This is a genomic window from Paenibacillus herberti (assembly GCF_002233675.1).
In the GTDB taxonomy this organism is placed as follows: Bacteria; Bacillota; Bacilli; order Paenibacillales; family Paenibacillaceae; genus Paenibacillus_O; species Paenibacillus_O herberti.
On sequence record NZ_NMUQ01000002.1, the window covers coordinates 60,802 to 76,974 of the forward strand.

General features: G+C 46.9%; 15 protein-coding genes. 5 read left to right on the forward strand and 10 right to left on the reverse strand.

Features of this window, described 5'->3' with window-relative positions; genetic code table 11:
• Positions 1-4: 4 nt before the first annotated feature.
• The 7 genes from CGZ75_RS12905 to CGZ75_RS12930 all read right to left on the reverse strand — a co-directional run bounded on the left by CGZ75_RS12905 (position 5) and on the right by CGZ75_RS12930 (position 5,109).
• On the reverse strand, positions 5-232 hold the full coding sequence (locus tag CGZ75_RS12905; protein ID WP_176444825.1) for a hypothetical protein: 228 nt from the start codon (positions 230-232) through the stop codon (positions 5-7).
• 50 nt (positions 233-282) lie between these two features.
• Positions 283-519: a hypothetical protein gene (locus CGZ75_RS12910; RefSeq protein ID WP_141136757.1), complete on the reverse strand. Its 237-nt coding sequence runs from the start codon at positions 517-519 to the stop codon at positions 283-285.
• Positions 520-901: 382 nt separating this feature from the next.
• Positions 902-1,960 (reverse strand): potassium channel family protein, encoded by a 1,059-nt coding sequence (locus CGZ75_RS12915; RefSeq protein ID WP_089524736.1) that lies wholly within the window; start codon positions 1,958-1,960, stop codon positions 902-904.
• 78 nt (positions 1,961-2,038) lie between these two features.
• Positions 2,039-3,892 carry a DUF2075 domain-containing protein gene (locus tag CGZ75_RS12920; RefSeq protein WP_089524737.1) on the reverse strand — a complete coding sequence of 618 codons (1,854 nt, stop codon included), beginning with the start codon at positions 3,890-3,892 and terminating at the stop codon, positions 2,039-2,041.
• An 80-nt stretch (positions 3,893-3,972) separates the two neighbouring features.
• Positions 3,973-4,272 carry a hypothetical protein gene (locus CGZ75_RS25265; RefSeq protein WP_089524738.1) on the reverse strand — a complete coding sequence of 100 codons (300 nt, stop codon included), beginning with the start codon at positions 4,270-4,272 and terminating at the stop codon, positions 3,973-3,975.
• Entirely contained in the window at positions 4,269-4,445 is a 177-nt protein-coding gene (locus CGZ75_RS25270) for a hypothetical protein (protein WP_176444826.1), read from the reverse strand. The genes CGZ75_RS25265 and CGZ75_RS25270 overlap by 4 nt, the downstream gene beginning before the upstream one ends.
• A gap of 196 nt (positions 4,446-4,641) precedes the next feature.
• The gene (locus CGZ75_RS12930) at positions 4,642-5,109 is read right to left on the reverse strand and encodes a hypothetical protein (RefSeq protein ID WP_089524739.1); all 468 of its coding nucleotides are present in this window, start codon (positions 5,107-5,109) and stop codon (positions 4,642-4,644) included.
• 192 nt (positions 5,110-5,301) lie between these two features.
• Between CGZ75_RS12930 and CGZ75_RS12935 the strand changes: the two genes are divergently transcribed.
• Positions 5,302-5,727: a DUF1284 domain-containing protein gene (locus tag CGZ75_RS12935; protein WP_089524740.1), complete on the forward strand. Its 426-nt coding sequence runs from the start codon at positions 5,302-5,304 to the stop codon at positions 5,725-5,727.
• A 657-nt stretch (positions 5,728-6,384) separates the two neighbouring features.
• Here the strand turns inward: CGZ75_RS12935 and CGZ75_RS12940 are convergent.
• The 3 genes from CGZ75_RS12940 to CGZ75_RS12950 are packed head-to-tail and all read right to left on the reverse strand — an operon-like array spanning position 6,385 to position 9,403.
• Positions 6,385-7,191, reverse strand: a complete 807-nt coding sequence (locus tag CGZ75_RS12940; RefSeq protein WP_089524741.1) for a carbohydrate ABC transporter permease — start codon at positions 7,189-7,191, stop codon at positions 6,385-6,387.
• Positions 7,188-8,063 carry a carbohydrate ABC transporter permease gene (locus CGZ75_RS12945; protein WP_089524742.1) on the reverse strand — a complete coding sequence of 292 codons (876 nt, stop codon included), beginning with the start codon at positions 8,061-8,063 and terminating at the stop codon, positions 7,188-7,190. Before CGZ75_RS12945 ends, CGZ75_RS12940 begins: the two co-directional genes overlap by 4 nt.
• Before the next feature lie 23 nt (positions 8,064-8,086).
• Positions 8,087-9,403 carry an ABC transporter substrate-binding protein gene (locus tag CGZ75_RS12950; protein ID WP_089524743.1) on the reverse strand — a complete coding sequence of 439 codons (1,317 nt, stop codon included), beginning with the start codon at positions 9,401-9,403 and terminating at the stop codon, positions 8,087-8,089.
• 261 nt (positions 9,404-9,664) lie between these two features.
• Here CGZ75_RS12950 and CGZ75_RS12955 point away from each other — a divergent pair, with 261 nt between their 5' ends.
• The 4 genes from CGZ75_RS12955 to gdhA all read left to right on the forward strand — a co-directional run bounded on the left by CGZ75_RS12955 (position 9,665) and on the right by gdhA (position 16,102).
• Positions 9,665-11,233 carry a response regulator transcription factor gene (locus CGZ75_RS12955; protein WP_089524744.1) on the forward strand — a complete coding sequence of 523 codons (1,569 nt, stop codon included), beginning with the start codon at positions 9,665-9,667 and terminating at the stop codon, positions 11,231-11,233.
• Positions 11,234-11,238: 5 nt separating this feature from the next.
• Positions 11,239-12,984, forward strand: coding sequence for a sensor histidine kinase (locus tag CGZ75_RS12960; protein ID WP_089524745.1), 1,746 nt, complete (start codon positions 11,239-11,241; stop codon positions 12,982-12,984).
• A gap of 559 nt (positions 12,985-13,543) precedes the next feature.
• A complete protein-coding gene (locus tag CGZ75_RS12965; RefSeq protein WP_089524746.1) occupies positions 13,544-14,530 on the forward strand; it encodes a diaminopimelate dehydrogenase in 987 nt (328 codons plus the stop codon).
• A 219-nt stretch (positions 14,531-14,749) separates the two neighbouring features.
• A complete protein-coding gene (gene gdhA, locus CGZ75_RS12970) occupies positions 14,750-16,102 on the forward strand; it encodes an NADP-specific glutamate dehydrogenase (protein WP_089525856.1) in 1,353 nt (450 codons plus the stop codon).
• Positions 16,103-16,173: the final 71 nt, after the last annotated feature.

Consider the following 16,173-nt stretch of genomic DNA (forward strand, 5'->3'; position numbering starts at 1 on the left):
TGCTTTAAAATAGTCCATTTATATCTTTATTTTTTTCAATTGGTTTAATCAAATTAAGTTTCTTGTTTTTCTGAATTATCATCTCATCAAGCTCTTCTTTATTAGTTGCAAAAACAAATTTCGAAGCTCCTAGGTAATATATTTTTTGAGAATCATTTAAGTGATCTGCAACAGTTTGATTTAAAGTCTCACCAAATTCTAAAACAGGCTCTCTTTCTAAAGAAGAAGCCATGATAATATAACCTAGGAGTTTTGAGTCGCTAATTACATTAAAAAGGTATCCTAAATGGTAATCTTCCACATCGTATCGGTTTTATATTCTAAATCACCCTTATCCCAATTTGGGATTCCTGTTTGCTTTATAAACAGTATACCAAGTTCTTTTGCTTCTTGTGCAGTTACTCCAACTTCCATTGCAGTTACTCGATCTTGCTGAGCAATTGCAATGGAAGATGGAAAAATAAGAAACAGCAATGCGACACTCAAAAATGAATTTAACAATCTTTCATCTCGCCCCACCTCTCCTAATCAAAACAAATTTAAAATACCCCTTACATCTAAATAAATTAACATAAGATATGTAATTTGTTTGCCGAATTGTAGGGCCTATCCAAGAACAAGATGAATCATTTTCAGCTTGACCAACCACACAAAAAAACTGTAAAGTCTTGCCCCGAAATTTAACGGAAAATATCTCGCATAAGGACAAAATTACGTCGATTAAACCGGATCTAATATTGAGGCTCCTGCTTATTCTGGAGCCTCTTTAATTATGGAGAACAGCGAACGAGGTGGAGCTTATTCCACTTCCGCCGGAGCTTGAATATAATCTAACCCACCGATGTTATTCTCTGTTATGCCAGGACTCCCGTTCCTACTCAATCTACTCGTTCAACCAACCCTAACCCCGCTCTTTAACACCAGCAGCAACCGCCTGCCCGCTCAGTCCAACATAAGTCGCGGTATCCGCGATAATGAAAAGCCGCGCCGTATCTGGAATCGGATCGTCCAACCTGCGGATAATTCCGGTATCGTCATGATCGGCAACGAGCAGAGCGCCGCGATCCTTGAGCCATTCATAAGCGTCGTTGTAGGTGTTCCACTCCGGCCTTTTGGAGATAGCGTACAGTTCATCTCCCTGATCCTTGCTGAGCAAGTTCATGAATAATCGCGAAGAGCCCTGGTTCACCGTTGAGCTCGCGATCAGATGTGAGATCGACTGTTGGGACAAGATCAGCTCATCAACTTTAGCGTGACGGAAGCTATGGCGATGATTTTCTTTGAGAATTTCCGCGATCGTGTAAATTTCGCGCCCTTTGCGCTCCGCATAACTCTCTAGCGTTGTAGCAATCAGCAGCGTCTGCCCATCTGCAAGCGAGGAATTATCAACGCCCTCCGGTGAGAAAATGATGACCGCCTTGCAGGCGAATGCATTCGCTCTTTCCAGCGTGTCGTATTCCGTGGCATCACCCTGAATATAATGAACACGTTCCTGAGCCATAGGATGCTTCGGCTGCTTGGCAATAAGCACGATATCCCGGCTTGGATCCGCAACGAGCATCTCCTCGATTGTATCTCGGATTTTATCCTCGGACCAACCGATGACGACGTAGTGTCCTTCCCCTTTATAGACCAATCTGCCTTCCTCCTTCTGCTTCTTCCAATTCACAAAATTCTCGGTCGTCTTGCCCACGATGGCACCGATTACAAACAATCCTGTCATAATGACGATTATTCCGAACAGCATGCCGGGAACCGTCACCGGAAAATAATCACCGTAGCCCACCGTAGTCGCCGTCACAACAACCCACCATAACGATATGAAGTAGTTGGTGAACTTGTCCGGCTCCAGCGCCTGGATGATTAGCGGACTTAGCAGAAAAAAGAACACCGCAAAAACGGTAAGCGTCCTGCCGTCCAGCTTCACGATTTTTTTGACTGCATTATAGAAAAAAAGCACAGCGGTATCCTCCTCGTATGCACCTTTCCATAATATACAACATATTCCTGGTACTTGTTCGGTCGGCTTTTACACTTATCATCTCTCGCCCAATCTATCTTCCAAATACTTTTTCAGTGAGGGATCGCAACAATAAACGTAACAGCCTTTCATCCCTCTGGTTAAAAGTACTTTGTATATATTTGAAATCAATTTTTTCAGTTCATCACGGTTATGCTTTAGCCCTTTTTTCCCCGCTGTATCCTTATATTCATTGTAATCAGCATACAGTTCATAATTTTCAATATCATACTTTAGATCGTTTCCTATGATGACACCTACATAATCAAATTCAAGCCCCTGTGTGGTATGAATGCATCCCACCTGATTAACCCCGTCTGGATGCACCGCCCAAATGGATTGAATCGCTTTTCCATTCCAAGGCATAGAAAAACTGTGCTCTGGAATAACAACATCTTCAATTTGCCCGTTAGAGTTGCCTTCGTTTGTCCATGACCATGCAAATCCGGCTGTCATCCGAGCTTTTAAGCCTTCAGATTGCTTCTGACGAATGAGGTTAAACACTTCGTGCGGATTATCGAGAATTTGAAAATCAAATGCATCTCGGTCCCATCCGTTATAATTTCCTGTTTCTCTAATATGTAGAACATCATCAATCCAATTCAGATACCCGTCTGCACCTGAACACCGAAACTGAGCATGAAGCTCATACTCATAAAGGGTAGATTTCCTTTCCTTGGCTACCCGTTTGATCTCAGCAATTGTACCGATATCATTAGGCCTAATTCTTTGATGATCATCCACAAAAAAGACATTTACATTTGAGCTTTTTATAACGTCATCTACTTGATTGACTCCTTTGTACATATAGGTGCCTTTGCCCTTTAATCGATGGGCTTCATCAACAATCAGAACGTCAAATTCATTCTCTTTAGAATCAACAAAGCTGCCTGAACCCATAAATAAATTCTTCGTCCTAGCTTTTGATAAAGTTTTATTCTTCGCTAACATTTCAACCATGACACTGCGGAACGAAGCATTTGGAGCCACAAAAATCGTGTTGAGTCTTTCTCTTAACAATCCGCCCATGGCGTTCATGGATATGACGGATTTGCCTGTACCCGGACCACCTTTTACAATTATGGTCGCTTTATGATCCTGTCTTTTGGCATAGCTCATAATAGTTTCATAAGCAACTTTCTGCTCATCCAATAAGATGAAATCATCGTTACCTTTAAACAAGCCATCTATATGGTCAATCAAAGATTTTGATGGTACTATTCGGCCATTTTCGATTTCATATAAAAGGTCTACGCCATTCCCCTTGCCCACATATTTAAAAAGGAATTCCTGAAGCTTTCTCGTTTCCTCTGCGAAAAAAAGTGGAGCTTCTGCAATAACCTTCTGATAGTGGTCAGACTTCAATGGTTCCGGATTTTTCGCGTGATAGTTATGCAAAAAGGCAACCGAGTGCCCTTTGATTCCTTTGGAATAGACATTTTCATTCATGTCATACATGAACTGCCTGTATGACCAAGCCTGGTAAGAAGGATGGGTCGTCTCTCTTACAGCTCCATTAATCACTGTACGTACGAGATCCTCTTTCGGACTGGCTTCTGCTGTGTCCCATTGCTTCAACTCTACGATAATAAAATTCTTCTCGTTTTCCTGGTCGTGGCCGGCAATCACAAAGTCGATTCTTTTACTCGTGGAGGGAATGTTATATTCAATCAAAACTCCGCAGTCATCTGCAACCTTGGAATTTCGAATTACTTTGTCCATGAATTGCATAGAGTTGTTCCATGCACGCCATTCTGACTGAGCTGGACGTTTACCTAGTTTGCTTATGTAGGCCGTTTCAATAGTTGGAGCAATGCGGTTTTCTGCAACGTCCTCTTTGAACTGTTCAACAGAACTGCTATACACAATCATGTTATCCTCCCGTAAACTTGCCTCAAACTCCATCTTCCAGGAATTATATACCTAATTATGTAGGCATTAGGTCTGGATGGCTAGGCATAATTTCGCGTATCGCTACCCGCTCTCGCAATCAGCTCAGCAAAAAGCTCTTTTCTCAAGTCATTCCCGTCCTGCAACCGAGACAGCTCAATCCCCTTCAACTCCACATGTGCTTCCTCATCCTGGCCAGAGAACCATTCGCCACAGGGTTTGAACTCCATAGAAGTTTCATAGGCAAAATACTTTAGCCACCAAGATTGGGGCTTCAAACCTTTCTGTAGAATACGACCAGTTGCACCAATCAGGCAGGGAATTAGGTTCTCATGGTTTGCATGGTAGAGCTGGATGTTCAAACGGGGGACTGATTAATATCCTTATTGTGCTCGCTTCCGATCCTGTTACCGTTCAAAGGCAGGAATCCCTCTCTGGACAGCTGGAGATCCGCCTCACGGAGCATTAGAATGCTGCTGTTTATTATCCGCCTCGTATTCTCGATTGACACTGTCATCGTATTGTTCGAGTTCATTTTTTATCTCCTCCGGCATCCGTCTTTGTAGGACCGCCTTCCGGACAGTCTAACTGAGCATAAAGCGACTGCCATTCCCTCCCCCGATGATTCTGTTATCGGTAAGGCAACGCATGGAGCTTGAGCTTTATGTCGCAAAACTCGCAGCGCCTCTGTTGACAGCTCCGTTATACAGCCCTCTGAGGAGGCGAAACTACTATCTATCTAGAATAGTAGCGGAGGCTCCGCTAGTGGTGGCGACAACTACGCCGCTGGCACTAGCTGTAGTATTTACCGTAACAGAAAACCAGATCGTTTCTTTAATATACATTGTTATTAAAACGGCTCCTATAAGTTGTCCTTGAGGATTGTAGATATTAAAACTAGCAGTGGCTGTGCCACTACAGTAATAATAACCACAGCTTTTGGTGGTTACCTGAAAATTCGTACTCCCTCCCGGAGGGACGTTATGATCTGCAAGGATGGGGAACGGGGTGGCGAAAGCACCTGTAAATTCCTGTGCTATTAATGTATGAGTAGCTGTTTGGTTGTAAACGTCAAACCTTCGGACATCGTTAATCCGAATATCGTTGCCTCTCTGTTTATATTCTTGGTCAGGGCTGCGAGAAACGCTCATCACAATAACCAATAAAATAAACAAAACTAAAACCATTCCTATATTCATATGAAATCCTCCCTATGTTCTTCTTCCATTAGGGTATGTGGAATTCATAGAATAGTGTGGACTCAGTCTAACGTGATAGACACAGCCTAGAAAGCTTAAGGCTCCCTCTCCATCAATATCCGCACTACCCTCCAATGTAAACCGGATGTTATAATGACCGAGTTGACATTTCGAAGGAAGGCGGTTTCTCCCATGACCATCAAGCTTCGCGGGCATCATCTGTTATGTCTGCTCGGATACCGGGGCAAGGGGTACTCGGCCGACTTTTGCGTTAATATGACACAGGTGTACGAAAAGCTCCGCCAAGAGCCACAGACGAAAATCGAGCTGATCGTTGGCCCCGACGACATCTGCGCTGCATTTCCGACTGATCAGGTATCTCATTGTCGGAACGACAGCGTCTACCGCAAAGACGAGGAGATTGCCGAGCTCATCGGCATTGCAGTGGGGGAAGCCTGGCCATGGGCCGCTATTTGTGAGGCCGTTGCAGCTCGCGTACAGCCAGGCGATGTCGCTTCCATTTGCCGCGACTGCCAATGGGAGCCTTACGGCATGTGCCGGGAAGGCGTCGCGCACATCCATAACAAGCCGCATTTGCGGAAGCTGCCGGAAGCTTGACGGCATATGCTGGGAAGGCGTCGCGCACATCCATAACGAGCCGCATTTGCGGAAACTGCCGGAAGCCTGATGCCCATAAGCTTCTAAATACAAAAACAAGCTCCTGCCATCAGCCGGGAGTTATCCGTTGGATAGCCCTGCATGTGTATCCTGCTTATCTCTGTCCGCTACTTGCCTTTCGGCAGTGCTTCAACCACAATCTCCACCCATTTGGTCGGGCTATACAGCGATGTCGTTAGTATGGATATGGTCCTGCATAATTTGTATGATTTTTCACTCAAAGTTCATTCGGGCCGTGCTGATTTTCTGGATTTTATACGATAAATCGTACAAATTAGCTGGGCATAGACGACGAAAGCTCGGTTTTGTATGTTTTATCACACAAAGTGTTGAAAAGCGGCGGCTCCAAACCGTTTTTTGTACGATAAATCGTACAAAAAAAGTTTCGTTGGCCCACGAAATCCAGGTTCAATATAGGTGTCTATAAAGTTTCTCTACACACTAAAGCTCCCGCCATCAGCCGGGAGCTTGTTCATTCCACTACCTCTTTTACCCGCCATACACGCCCTACGCACATGCTCTACGCACACGCTATACTCGCTCTACACGCTTTACACTCTCTTCACTCATTCACGCTCTACTCACACGCGCTTTACACTACTTCACCGACCCCAGCATCCCCTGCACAAACTGCTTCTGCAACAGGAAGAAAATCAACAAAGTTGGAAGCGTCGTTACAACGATGGCCACCATAATGACCCCATAATCCGGGCTATACGAGGATGACAGAGATGACACAACGAGCGGCAGCGTTTTTTTATCCTGCGACTGCAGGGCAATGAGCGGCCACAGGAAGTTGTTCCAGTAATTCATGAATGTAATAATCGCCGCCGCCGCATAGGTCGGCTTCATCGTTGGCATATACACTCTGGCGAACAGGCTCCATTCGTTCAGCCCGTCTACACGTCCCGCTTGCAGGAGCTCCCGCGGGAACGACTTCGTATTTTGCATGAAGAAAAAGATCATAAACGCTGTTGTAATGCTGGGCAGTATGGCCGCTGCCGGCGTATCAAGCAGCCCCATCTTGCTGAACATGCGGAACAACGGAATCATAATTGCGGCAAATGGCATCATCATCGAGAGCATAAGCACGCCGAACAGGCGATCCTTGCCCCTTGTACGATAAATTTCGAATCCAAACCCAGCCATCGAGCTCAAAATCAATGTCGCAATCGTACCAACAACCGCAATCAACGTAGAATTCCAGAAAGCTGTGCCGAGATTAGTCATCTCCAGCAGCTTTGCCACGTTGTTAGAAAACTCAGCACCGAAGCTGAACTTGCCCTTGATTACTTCTGCGGAACTGTTGGTCATGCCGATCAACATCCAGGCAAAGGGGAATAGGGAAACGATCGACACGGTGATCAAAAAGAAATGGATTGCTCCTGTACCAAACTTCTTCATTTCTTCTCGCCCCCTACCTTCAGCTGGAGGAAGGCCAGCACGGCAACCATAACGACGATTGCATAAGATACGGTGGCGGCGTAGCCAAAGTTAGGTGTATACACAAACGATAAATTATAAATATATTGCGAAATCGTCATCGTTGAGTTGCCTGGCCCGCCATTCGTGAGGTTGACCACTTCATCAAACAGCTGGAGTGTTCCATTTGTTGAAATAATGGCGGTGAACAAAATAATCGGCCGCAGCATCGGCACCGTAATGCTGAAGAACTGCCGCATTTTCGAAGCGCCGTCAATCGAGGCGGCTTCGTACACGCTGGAATCAATATTTTGCATCGCTGACAAGTAGAAAATCATGTTGTATCCCGTCCAGCGCCACGTAATCGCCACCACGATAACAACGCGCGCCCATACAGGGTCCATGAGCCAGACGACTGGCTCATGGATCAGTCCAATGGACAGCAGCATCCCGTTCAGAACTCCGTCCACCGCAAAAATGCTCTTGAACAACACCGCGTAAGAAACGAGCGAGGTTACACAGGGAAGGAAGATGGCGGTGCGGTAGAACCCTTTGAATTTGAGCTTCGGGATGTTCAGGAAATAGGCAATGATGAGACCAAGGAACAGCATGAGCGGCACTTGCACAACTAGATAGAGCAGCGTATTCCACACAGCCTGCCGGAACATCGGGTCTCCGAACAAGCGCACATAATTGTCCATCCCGGAGTAATGGTATACATTCCCTCTGCCGGATTGGAACGATAGAAATAACGATTGAATCATAGGATAGAAGCTGAACAATACGATAATAATTGAAGGCAAAAGAACGAACTGCCATCCCATGAGATTGGATCTAGTTAATTTGCTGTTCATCTTTTCACCTGCTGCCTTCTATCTTATTGCACTTGCTGTTCAAACAGCTTTTGAATGTTGGCCAAGCTTTTGGCCAGGTCAGCGCCGTTTAAGATGTTCGGGAGCTCATTTTTGAGCGAATCCTTCGCTTCTTGCGTGTACATGCCCAATGAAATACCAGGCACTTCCTTCGACCATTTTGTAAAGTCGGTATAAATCGCTTGGCCGCCGAAGAAGTCGGACGTCTGGCTGTAAGCTTCGCTTGAGAACGCCGGAATGTAGGAGCCTACTCCACCTTTTTCTTTCAGGAAACGCTCATAAAATTCGCTGCTGCCGCCAATTGTAGTTGCCAGGAAATCCATCGCAGCTTCCTTATTAGCAGACCCCTCAAGCACGAACCAGCTTGATCCGCCTTCATTAGATGCGTTCACCGCGCCATCGATGTTCAGCTTAGGAATCGGCGCCACTTTCCATTTCCCGCTTTGATCTTTGGCTTCCATAATGCCGGTCACTTGCCATACACCGGATACAACCGTTGCTACATCGCCAGAGTTGAAGCTGCCTACATACTCACTCCAGCCTGTTACCGGCTTGGCAATACCAGCATCGGCAATCGCTTTGTAAACACGCAGCGTTTCGGTCATGGCTGGATTGTCGACAAAGTTTCCTTTGTTATCCGGAGTGATATACCAAGAGCCTGCGGATTGAAGCAAAATAGACGTCAGAGATTCATCATTCGGGTTCATCGTAATCATATATTTGCCTGTTTTTTCTTTCACAACTTTGCCGATCTCGATGAAACGATCCCAGGTGATATTCTCCAGATCCGCAGCCTTGAATCCGGCTTGCTCGATATAATCGGAACGATAGAACATTCCCGTCACACCGATATCAAAAGGTACACCGTACACTTTGTTATCCACTGTGAGCGCATCCACTTTAAACGGAGAAAACTTGCTGAAATCGACCTTATTCGTAAACTCGGCGAATGTGCCCGGATAGGAAGCGACGTACTTCTGAATGTTAGGATCATTAACGAGTAAAATATCCGGCAAACCGCCTTTTACACCTGATGCCAAATTCGTATTCAGCTTCTGCTCCAAATCGACTTTGGCCATATCCACGATCTCAAGCTCAAAGCCAGGATGATCCTTGGCATACAATTCCTTCGCGATATCAAGCGCGCCTCCATTAAAGGCACGATCCCATGCCCAAGCGACCACCTTTTGTTTGGCTTCGCCAACTGGCTCCGTCGTATTGCTTGTGCCGCCTGATGTATTCGTCGTTTCCGATGATCCACATGCTGCCAATAGTGAAGCCGTTACCGTGCCAAGCAGTAATAAAGATACTCTCTTTTTCAATGTTTTCAGCCCCTTTGTATGTTGTAAGCGCTTTATGAATATGTAGTTCATTCTAGAGATTAAATAGGCCCTCGTATAATTCTAATTCGGTTTATAGTAGCATTTTTTATGGTTGTTGAAGATGCACCAGGATTGTTGTTAGTAATATTTATGCATGGTAGAACTTTTTTTGTATGTTCCAAGGCTGCGGGGGCCGAGCTTACCGATATCCATAAAGTTGGTGTAAGATGAGGAATATATTTCTTGCAATGGGGTGTAAGTATGGATCGGCATGGTCCAATCTATCGGGTTATGATCGTAGACGATGAAGCTATCCTGCGTACAGGAATGCTGCATCTATGTCGTTGGCAAGACTTCGGAATCGAGATCGTAGCTCAAGCCGCCAATGGCCAAGAGGCGCTGCAGCAAATTGAGCTCGTTCAGCCTCATGTTGTCCTTACGGATATCGTCATGCCGGTAATGGATGGGGTCGAATTAACCAAGAAGTTACGCGTTCAATACCCTGATATAAAAATCGTCGTTTTGAGCAGCTACAGCGAATACGATTATGTGCGCGAGGTATTTAAATACGGGGTTACCGATTATTTACTCAAACCGAAGGTATCGGCAAGTGAACTAGTCGCTTTGATTCAGACTTTATGCAGCAGCATAGAGCTGAATCGCGAGTTGCCGCAATCGTATCAGCCGCTAGATCCCTCCCTGCTGCTTGGGCGCTGGCTGAGCAGCGAAGAGTCCGATCATCAGGAGGAGTTTCCTATTGAACTCGCCAAGCAATATTCGCTAGATCGCTTCATTTTAATTAAAGCTAGCACAACCCTAGTGCTCTCCCGAACTAAGTGGAACCAGGGCCAGATGGAGAAAATCATCCTTGAACTGGCCGCAGAGCAGCTTTCCGCTTGGCGTTATAATTGTGTTTTCCTTAAAAATGAAATTCTGCTGCTCCTCCATTATGAACAAGCGGGTTTTAAGCAGGTCGCGTCAGCCCTGCACGAGTTTGCCACAAACGCCAAGCTGTCATTAACTTACCTTTCCTTCGTCCGCTCTGTGCCATTCCAAGCCTTCGATGAGATCAAGCGAAACCATGAGCGGCTGTCACCTTTCCTCGGCAAAATGATCTATTTCATCGACCAGTCGCTCGTAGCCGAGACGGAAATCGATAGGGTTGTCGATCAGGTTTCCTTTGATCAGTCGCTGTTTACGGCTGCGCTCCGCTCCTTTGAAGTTGAAGAGGCGCGCGCACAGTTGAAAGCGTTTTTCTCCGAGTTAACGTCCACCCGCGCCACCGATGAATATAGCTTGAAGCGTCTGTCGCAAAATCTGATCTACACCGCTTTGAGCGTGCTGGAGCAGATGAAACAGCCTGTATCTGAGCTGACTAGGTCCCGGTTGAAGCTGTTTAAACGGATCGATTTAGCCTTCGATGTTCAAGAGCTGGAAGAAATTCTGCTTCATTTCCTCGATGAGCTGAAGCTGACTCTTCCTTTTACGGATAAACAGCAGTCCATCCTGCTGCAGCAAATCTACACGTATGTGGATGATAACTATGCCAGCGATATTTCATTATCGGAGATGGCGGGTCAATTGCATATGAATTACAGCTATTTATCCACTTATTTTAAGCAGCGGACCCATGAAAATCTGACTTCCTATATCAATCGAGTTCGGATTAATAAAGCCAAGGAGCTGCTGCTCCGCCAGCATTTAACGGTGTCAGAGATCAGCCGTTTGACCGGCTACTCGGATCATAACTATTTTTCCAAAGTATTCAAAAAAAGGACCGGAATGACGCCCGTTGAATACCGCAATCATACTTCTAGTGGAGACAGGTGACAGGCATGCTGCGAAAGAACAGTATTTTTATCAAAATCGTGATCCTCATGCTCTCTGGCATTCTGATCCTGTCGTTTGTCTTGATGCTGGCTTCCTCGTCCATCTCGGAGCGGATTCTGCTGAATCAAGTTGTGCAAAGCGCCTCCGCCAACATGAAGCTCGCTAAGGATGATCTAGTCAATTACAACACTGAAGTCGTCAATATGATGATCCAAATCAATCGCAGCAAAGAGTTTAAAAATTACATCACAAAACCTGCCGTCACATCGCTAGAGCAAGCTAATCTCGTACTTGCTTTAGGCAAATATATCGATTTATACAAGGATTATTTAAGTCCGGAAAATTCCCATATTATCGTTTCGGCCCTTCCAGGCACAGGCGGCAGGCATTATTCCAGTAACTCTTTGAAGTGGGATAAAATCCCTCAAGATATTGTTTCTACCTATATGACCGTTGATGGAGCGATTCCCAATACGATTCGGTACAACGGCAGCTCCAATTTGTTCAACGAAACGGTTCGCTACAGCAATTACATGTTCGCCACCAAGCCGTTAATTGACCGCAACAACTGGATGTACGGGTATGTTGTCGTGGTCATGGACGAGCTCAATATCGCGCAAAAGTACAAACCTTATGTCTCTGAAGGAATTACGATTTCACTGATCTCCTCTAGTGGAACGGTGCTCTCCAGCAGTATAAAAGAATCCATTAACAAGCAGAACATTCCCCTGCTGGGCAACGCCAAGAGAGCTAGTCAGCAGCAAAGCGGCATCTGGTCCGACGGTGATAACAAGCAGACATATATTTCATACTACTTGCCCCAGTTTGATGCTTATTTGCTGGAAGAGATTGATCAATTAACCGCCTTTGCGCCTCTGTACAAAATATCATCTGAAATATTCAAAGTGGTCGGCGTCGTGCTTGTTATCAGCCTGCTGTTCGTCTACTCATTCAGCAAACGGATTACTCAGCCTCTGTACAAGCTGGTGAAAACGATGCAATCGACAAAAGGAGATAATCTGAAGTTTCATCCTCTGCAGGAAGGCGGCGGTTATGAAACGAATGTGCTGACCAAATCCTATAACCGCATGATCAAAGAGATTGACCAGTACACCGATAAGCTGGTTTATGAACAGAACGAGCGTCGGAAAGCCGATCTCAATGCGCTGCAGATGCAGATTAATCCGCATTTTTTGTACAATACGCTGAGTTCGATCAAGTACCTCGCCAAAATGCATCGCTCGGATCAGGTGGATCAAACAATCAACAGCCTGATTTCCATGCTGCAAAGCACGCTCGGCTCAACCGAGGATCAGATTACCCTTGAAGCCGAGATCGAAACGCTGAAACATTATGTATTCATCAATCAGATTCGGTATGGAGAGCAGTTCAGAGTACACTATGAAATTGCCGAAGAATGTTTGCCGCTTCTCGTTCCCAAGCTGATTATTCAGCCGTTTGTAGAAAATGCATTTTTCCATGCCTTTCCGGGGCATTCCAGCGGCAATATCCATCTGTTCGCTAGGCAGCTTGACGATGAATTGACCATTGAAATCATGGATGACGGCATCGGCATGCCGAGCACAATGGAAGATGTAAAAGAGAAGAAAAAACACCGTTTATCCGGCATTGGAATTAATAATGTTCATGATCGAATCCGCTTACTGTTCGGCCCCTCTTACGGGGTGCAGATCGAAAGCGAAGAGGGATACGGGACGGTGATTCGGATGAGGCTCCCGGCGAGAAAGTGAGGGTGATTCTACAACTGCTCCCTTCGCCTGTTTCAGCCTTGTCGGGGCAACTGCGGCTTAGATAGGCCTAAGTCGTAATTAAGTCAGTCTCGTATTGATGAGGGCATGCACATTTTGTATGATTTTTCACTCAACCCGTATTCGGGCTGTGCTGATTTTTTGGATTTTGTACGATAAATCACTCAAAATGGCTGGGCATAGGCGACGAGAGCTCGGCTTTGTATGTTTTATCATACAAAGTGTTGAAAAGAGGCGGCTATAAGCCGGATTTTATACGATAAATCGTACAAAAAAAGTTGCGTTGCCCGCGAAAGCCGAGTTCAAACCCTATTCAAATCAAATCAAATCAAGAGGAGAAGCACGCCCCGATGATCCTGCACAGCGCAGCCATTTTCTTCTACTATTTCGACAATAAAATTAACCCTGGCCTGATAGGCTGCATGATAATAGGCCCGAACACCCCCTCCGTAATCTTACATTTGACGTCAGTTGTCTACTAGATTATCCTCCTATAATAAGCCTGCTATTAATCTAGGCTACTATGGAGAGGGGCAACAACATGAGCGCAAAAGTAAGAATTGGCATTGTAGGATACGGAAACCTAGGTAAAGGAGTCCACAAAGCGATCCAGCAAAACCCCGATATGGAGCTTGTTGCCGTTTTTACCCGGCGTGAGCCTGAGACGATGAAGTCCGCCTCCGGCGAGGTGCTGTTCGAAACAATCTCCCGCGCGGAAGTGTACCTGGACCGCATCGACGTCATGATTCTCTGCGGCGGTTCGGCAACGGATCTGCCGGAGCAGACACCGGCAATGGCGTCGATGTTTAGTACGGTGGACAGCTTTGATACCCATGCCAAAATTCCTGAATTCTACGAGCAAGTAGATGCTGCAGCTAAAAGCGGCGGCCATGTTAGCGTCATCTCGACCGGCTGGGACCCTGGTCTGTTCTCTCTGAACCGCCTGCTGGCTGAATCCATTCTGCCGGAAGGAACGACTAATACGTTCTGGGGCAAAGGCGTTAGCCAGGGCCACTCCGATGCAATCCGCCGCGTGGCGGGTGTCAAAGCTGGCGTACAGTACACGGTTCCTGTTGAGGCTGTAATTGACCAAATCCGTGGCGGCGAGACGCCGGAGCTGTCCACGCGGGACAAACATTTGCGTCAATGCTTCGTAGTAGCTGAAGAAGGCGCGGATCAGCAAGCCATCCGGGAAACGATCGTCTCCATGCCGAACTATTTCTCCGATTATGACACTACAGTAGAGTTCATCTCCGAGGAGGAGCTGGCTCGCGATCATAGCGGCATGCCGCATGGCGGCTTTGTCATCCGCAGCGGTGAAACTGGCGATGGCACGCGCCAACTCGTTGAATTCAGCCTCAAGCTCGACAGCAATCCTGAATTCACCGCGAGCGTTCTAGTAGCCTACGCACGGTCGGCTTACCGTCTCAAACAACAAGGACAAAGCGGCGCCCGTACCGTATTCGATATTCCATTCGGCCTGCTCTCTCCGAAGTCGCCTGAAGAGCTGCGTAAAGAACTGCTGTAAAACGGACAAGCCTCAGGTTTCAGCTAGCTCATTCACTGTTATTGATACCCTTTGCTTCGATGAAGCAAAGGGTATTTTTATGCATCATAAATTATTTTTATCAACCACTAAAAAAGATGTAATTGGTATATAATCCTCATCTGACTCTATAATAGTGCAAAGTTTAGGTAGAAGAATACAAAACGAAGGGGGAACTTGATCGTGAGCCATTCCATCCTTATGGATTCAGAAGTGCGGGATTACATTGATTCTGTCTACGATACGGTTGTCCGCCGCAATCCGAATGAAGCGGAATTTCATCAGGCGGTGCAGGAGTTTTTTGAAAGCATGGAGCCAGTCATTGCCAAGCACCCTGAATATCGCAAACATGCGATTCTGGAACGGCTTGTCGAACCGGAACGGCTGATCAGCTTCCGTGTGCCTTGGGTGGATGATCAAGGGCAAGTTCAAGTGAATCGCGGCTTCCGCGTTCAGTTCAACAGCACTCTTGGCCCTTACAAGGGCGGCATCCGCTTCCATCCCACGGTGAGCGCAAGCATCATCAAGTTCCTCGGCTTCGAGCAAATATTCAAGAACGCACTGACCGGCCAACCGATCGGCGGCGGCAAGGGCGGTTCGGACTTTGATCCAAAGGGCAAGTCCGATATGGAGATCATGCGCTTTACCCAAAGCTTCATGACCGAGCTGCATAAATATTTAGGTCCCGATACAGATGTACCCGCAGGAGACATCGGAGTCGGCGCACGGGAAATCGGTTATATGTTCGGGCAATACAAGCGAATCCGCGGCGGGAATGAGCCAGGAGTGCTTACCGGCAAAGGCGTTGGGTACGGCGGTAGCCTCGGACGTACCGAAGCAACTGGATACGGCTGCATTTATTTTGTGCAGGAAATGCTGGCTTCGCGCGGTCTGGACCTCAGCGGACGCCGGATCGTCGTGTCCGGCAGCGGCAACGTATCGATTTTTGCCATCCAAAAAGCGCAGGAGCTCGGCGGAATTGTCGTCGCTTGCAGCGACTCGGCGGGATATATTTACGATCCGCAAGGCATACAGCTGGATACGGTCAAACAAATCAAACTGGTCGATGGCGGACGAATCAGCGACTACATTGATTATCATCCCGGAGCGGTTTACCGTACCGGTAGCACCGAAATTTGGACCGTCCCTTGCGAAATCGCACTGCCATGCGCTACGCAAAACGAGCTGGATGAAGCTGCGGCGCAACTGCTCGTAGCAAACGGCTTGCTGGCTGTCGGCGAGGGAGCCAATATGCCGTGCACGCTGGATGCCGTTCATCTGCTGCTGAGCGCAGGCGTGCTGTTCGGTCCGGCCAAAGCAGCCAATGCCGGCGGAGTTGCCGTCTCCGCGCTCGAGATGGCTCAGAACAGCATGCGTCTGTCCTGGAGTTTCGAGGAAGTGGACAACAAGCTGAAAGATATAATGGCGAATATTTACCGCAGCAGCCTGGAAGCTGCCGAAGAGTACGGTTTCCAGGGCAATCTCGTAGCGGGATCGAATATCGCCGGCTTCAAAAAAGTAGCTAACGCCATGATTGCACAAGGCGTCGTATAATCAACGGCTGCTGCATCTCCAGCGCCAAGCAAAAAAACCATCCTTGCAGCGACCTGTTCGCTGTAAGGATG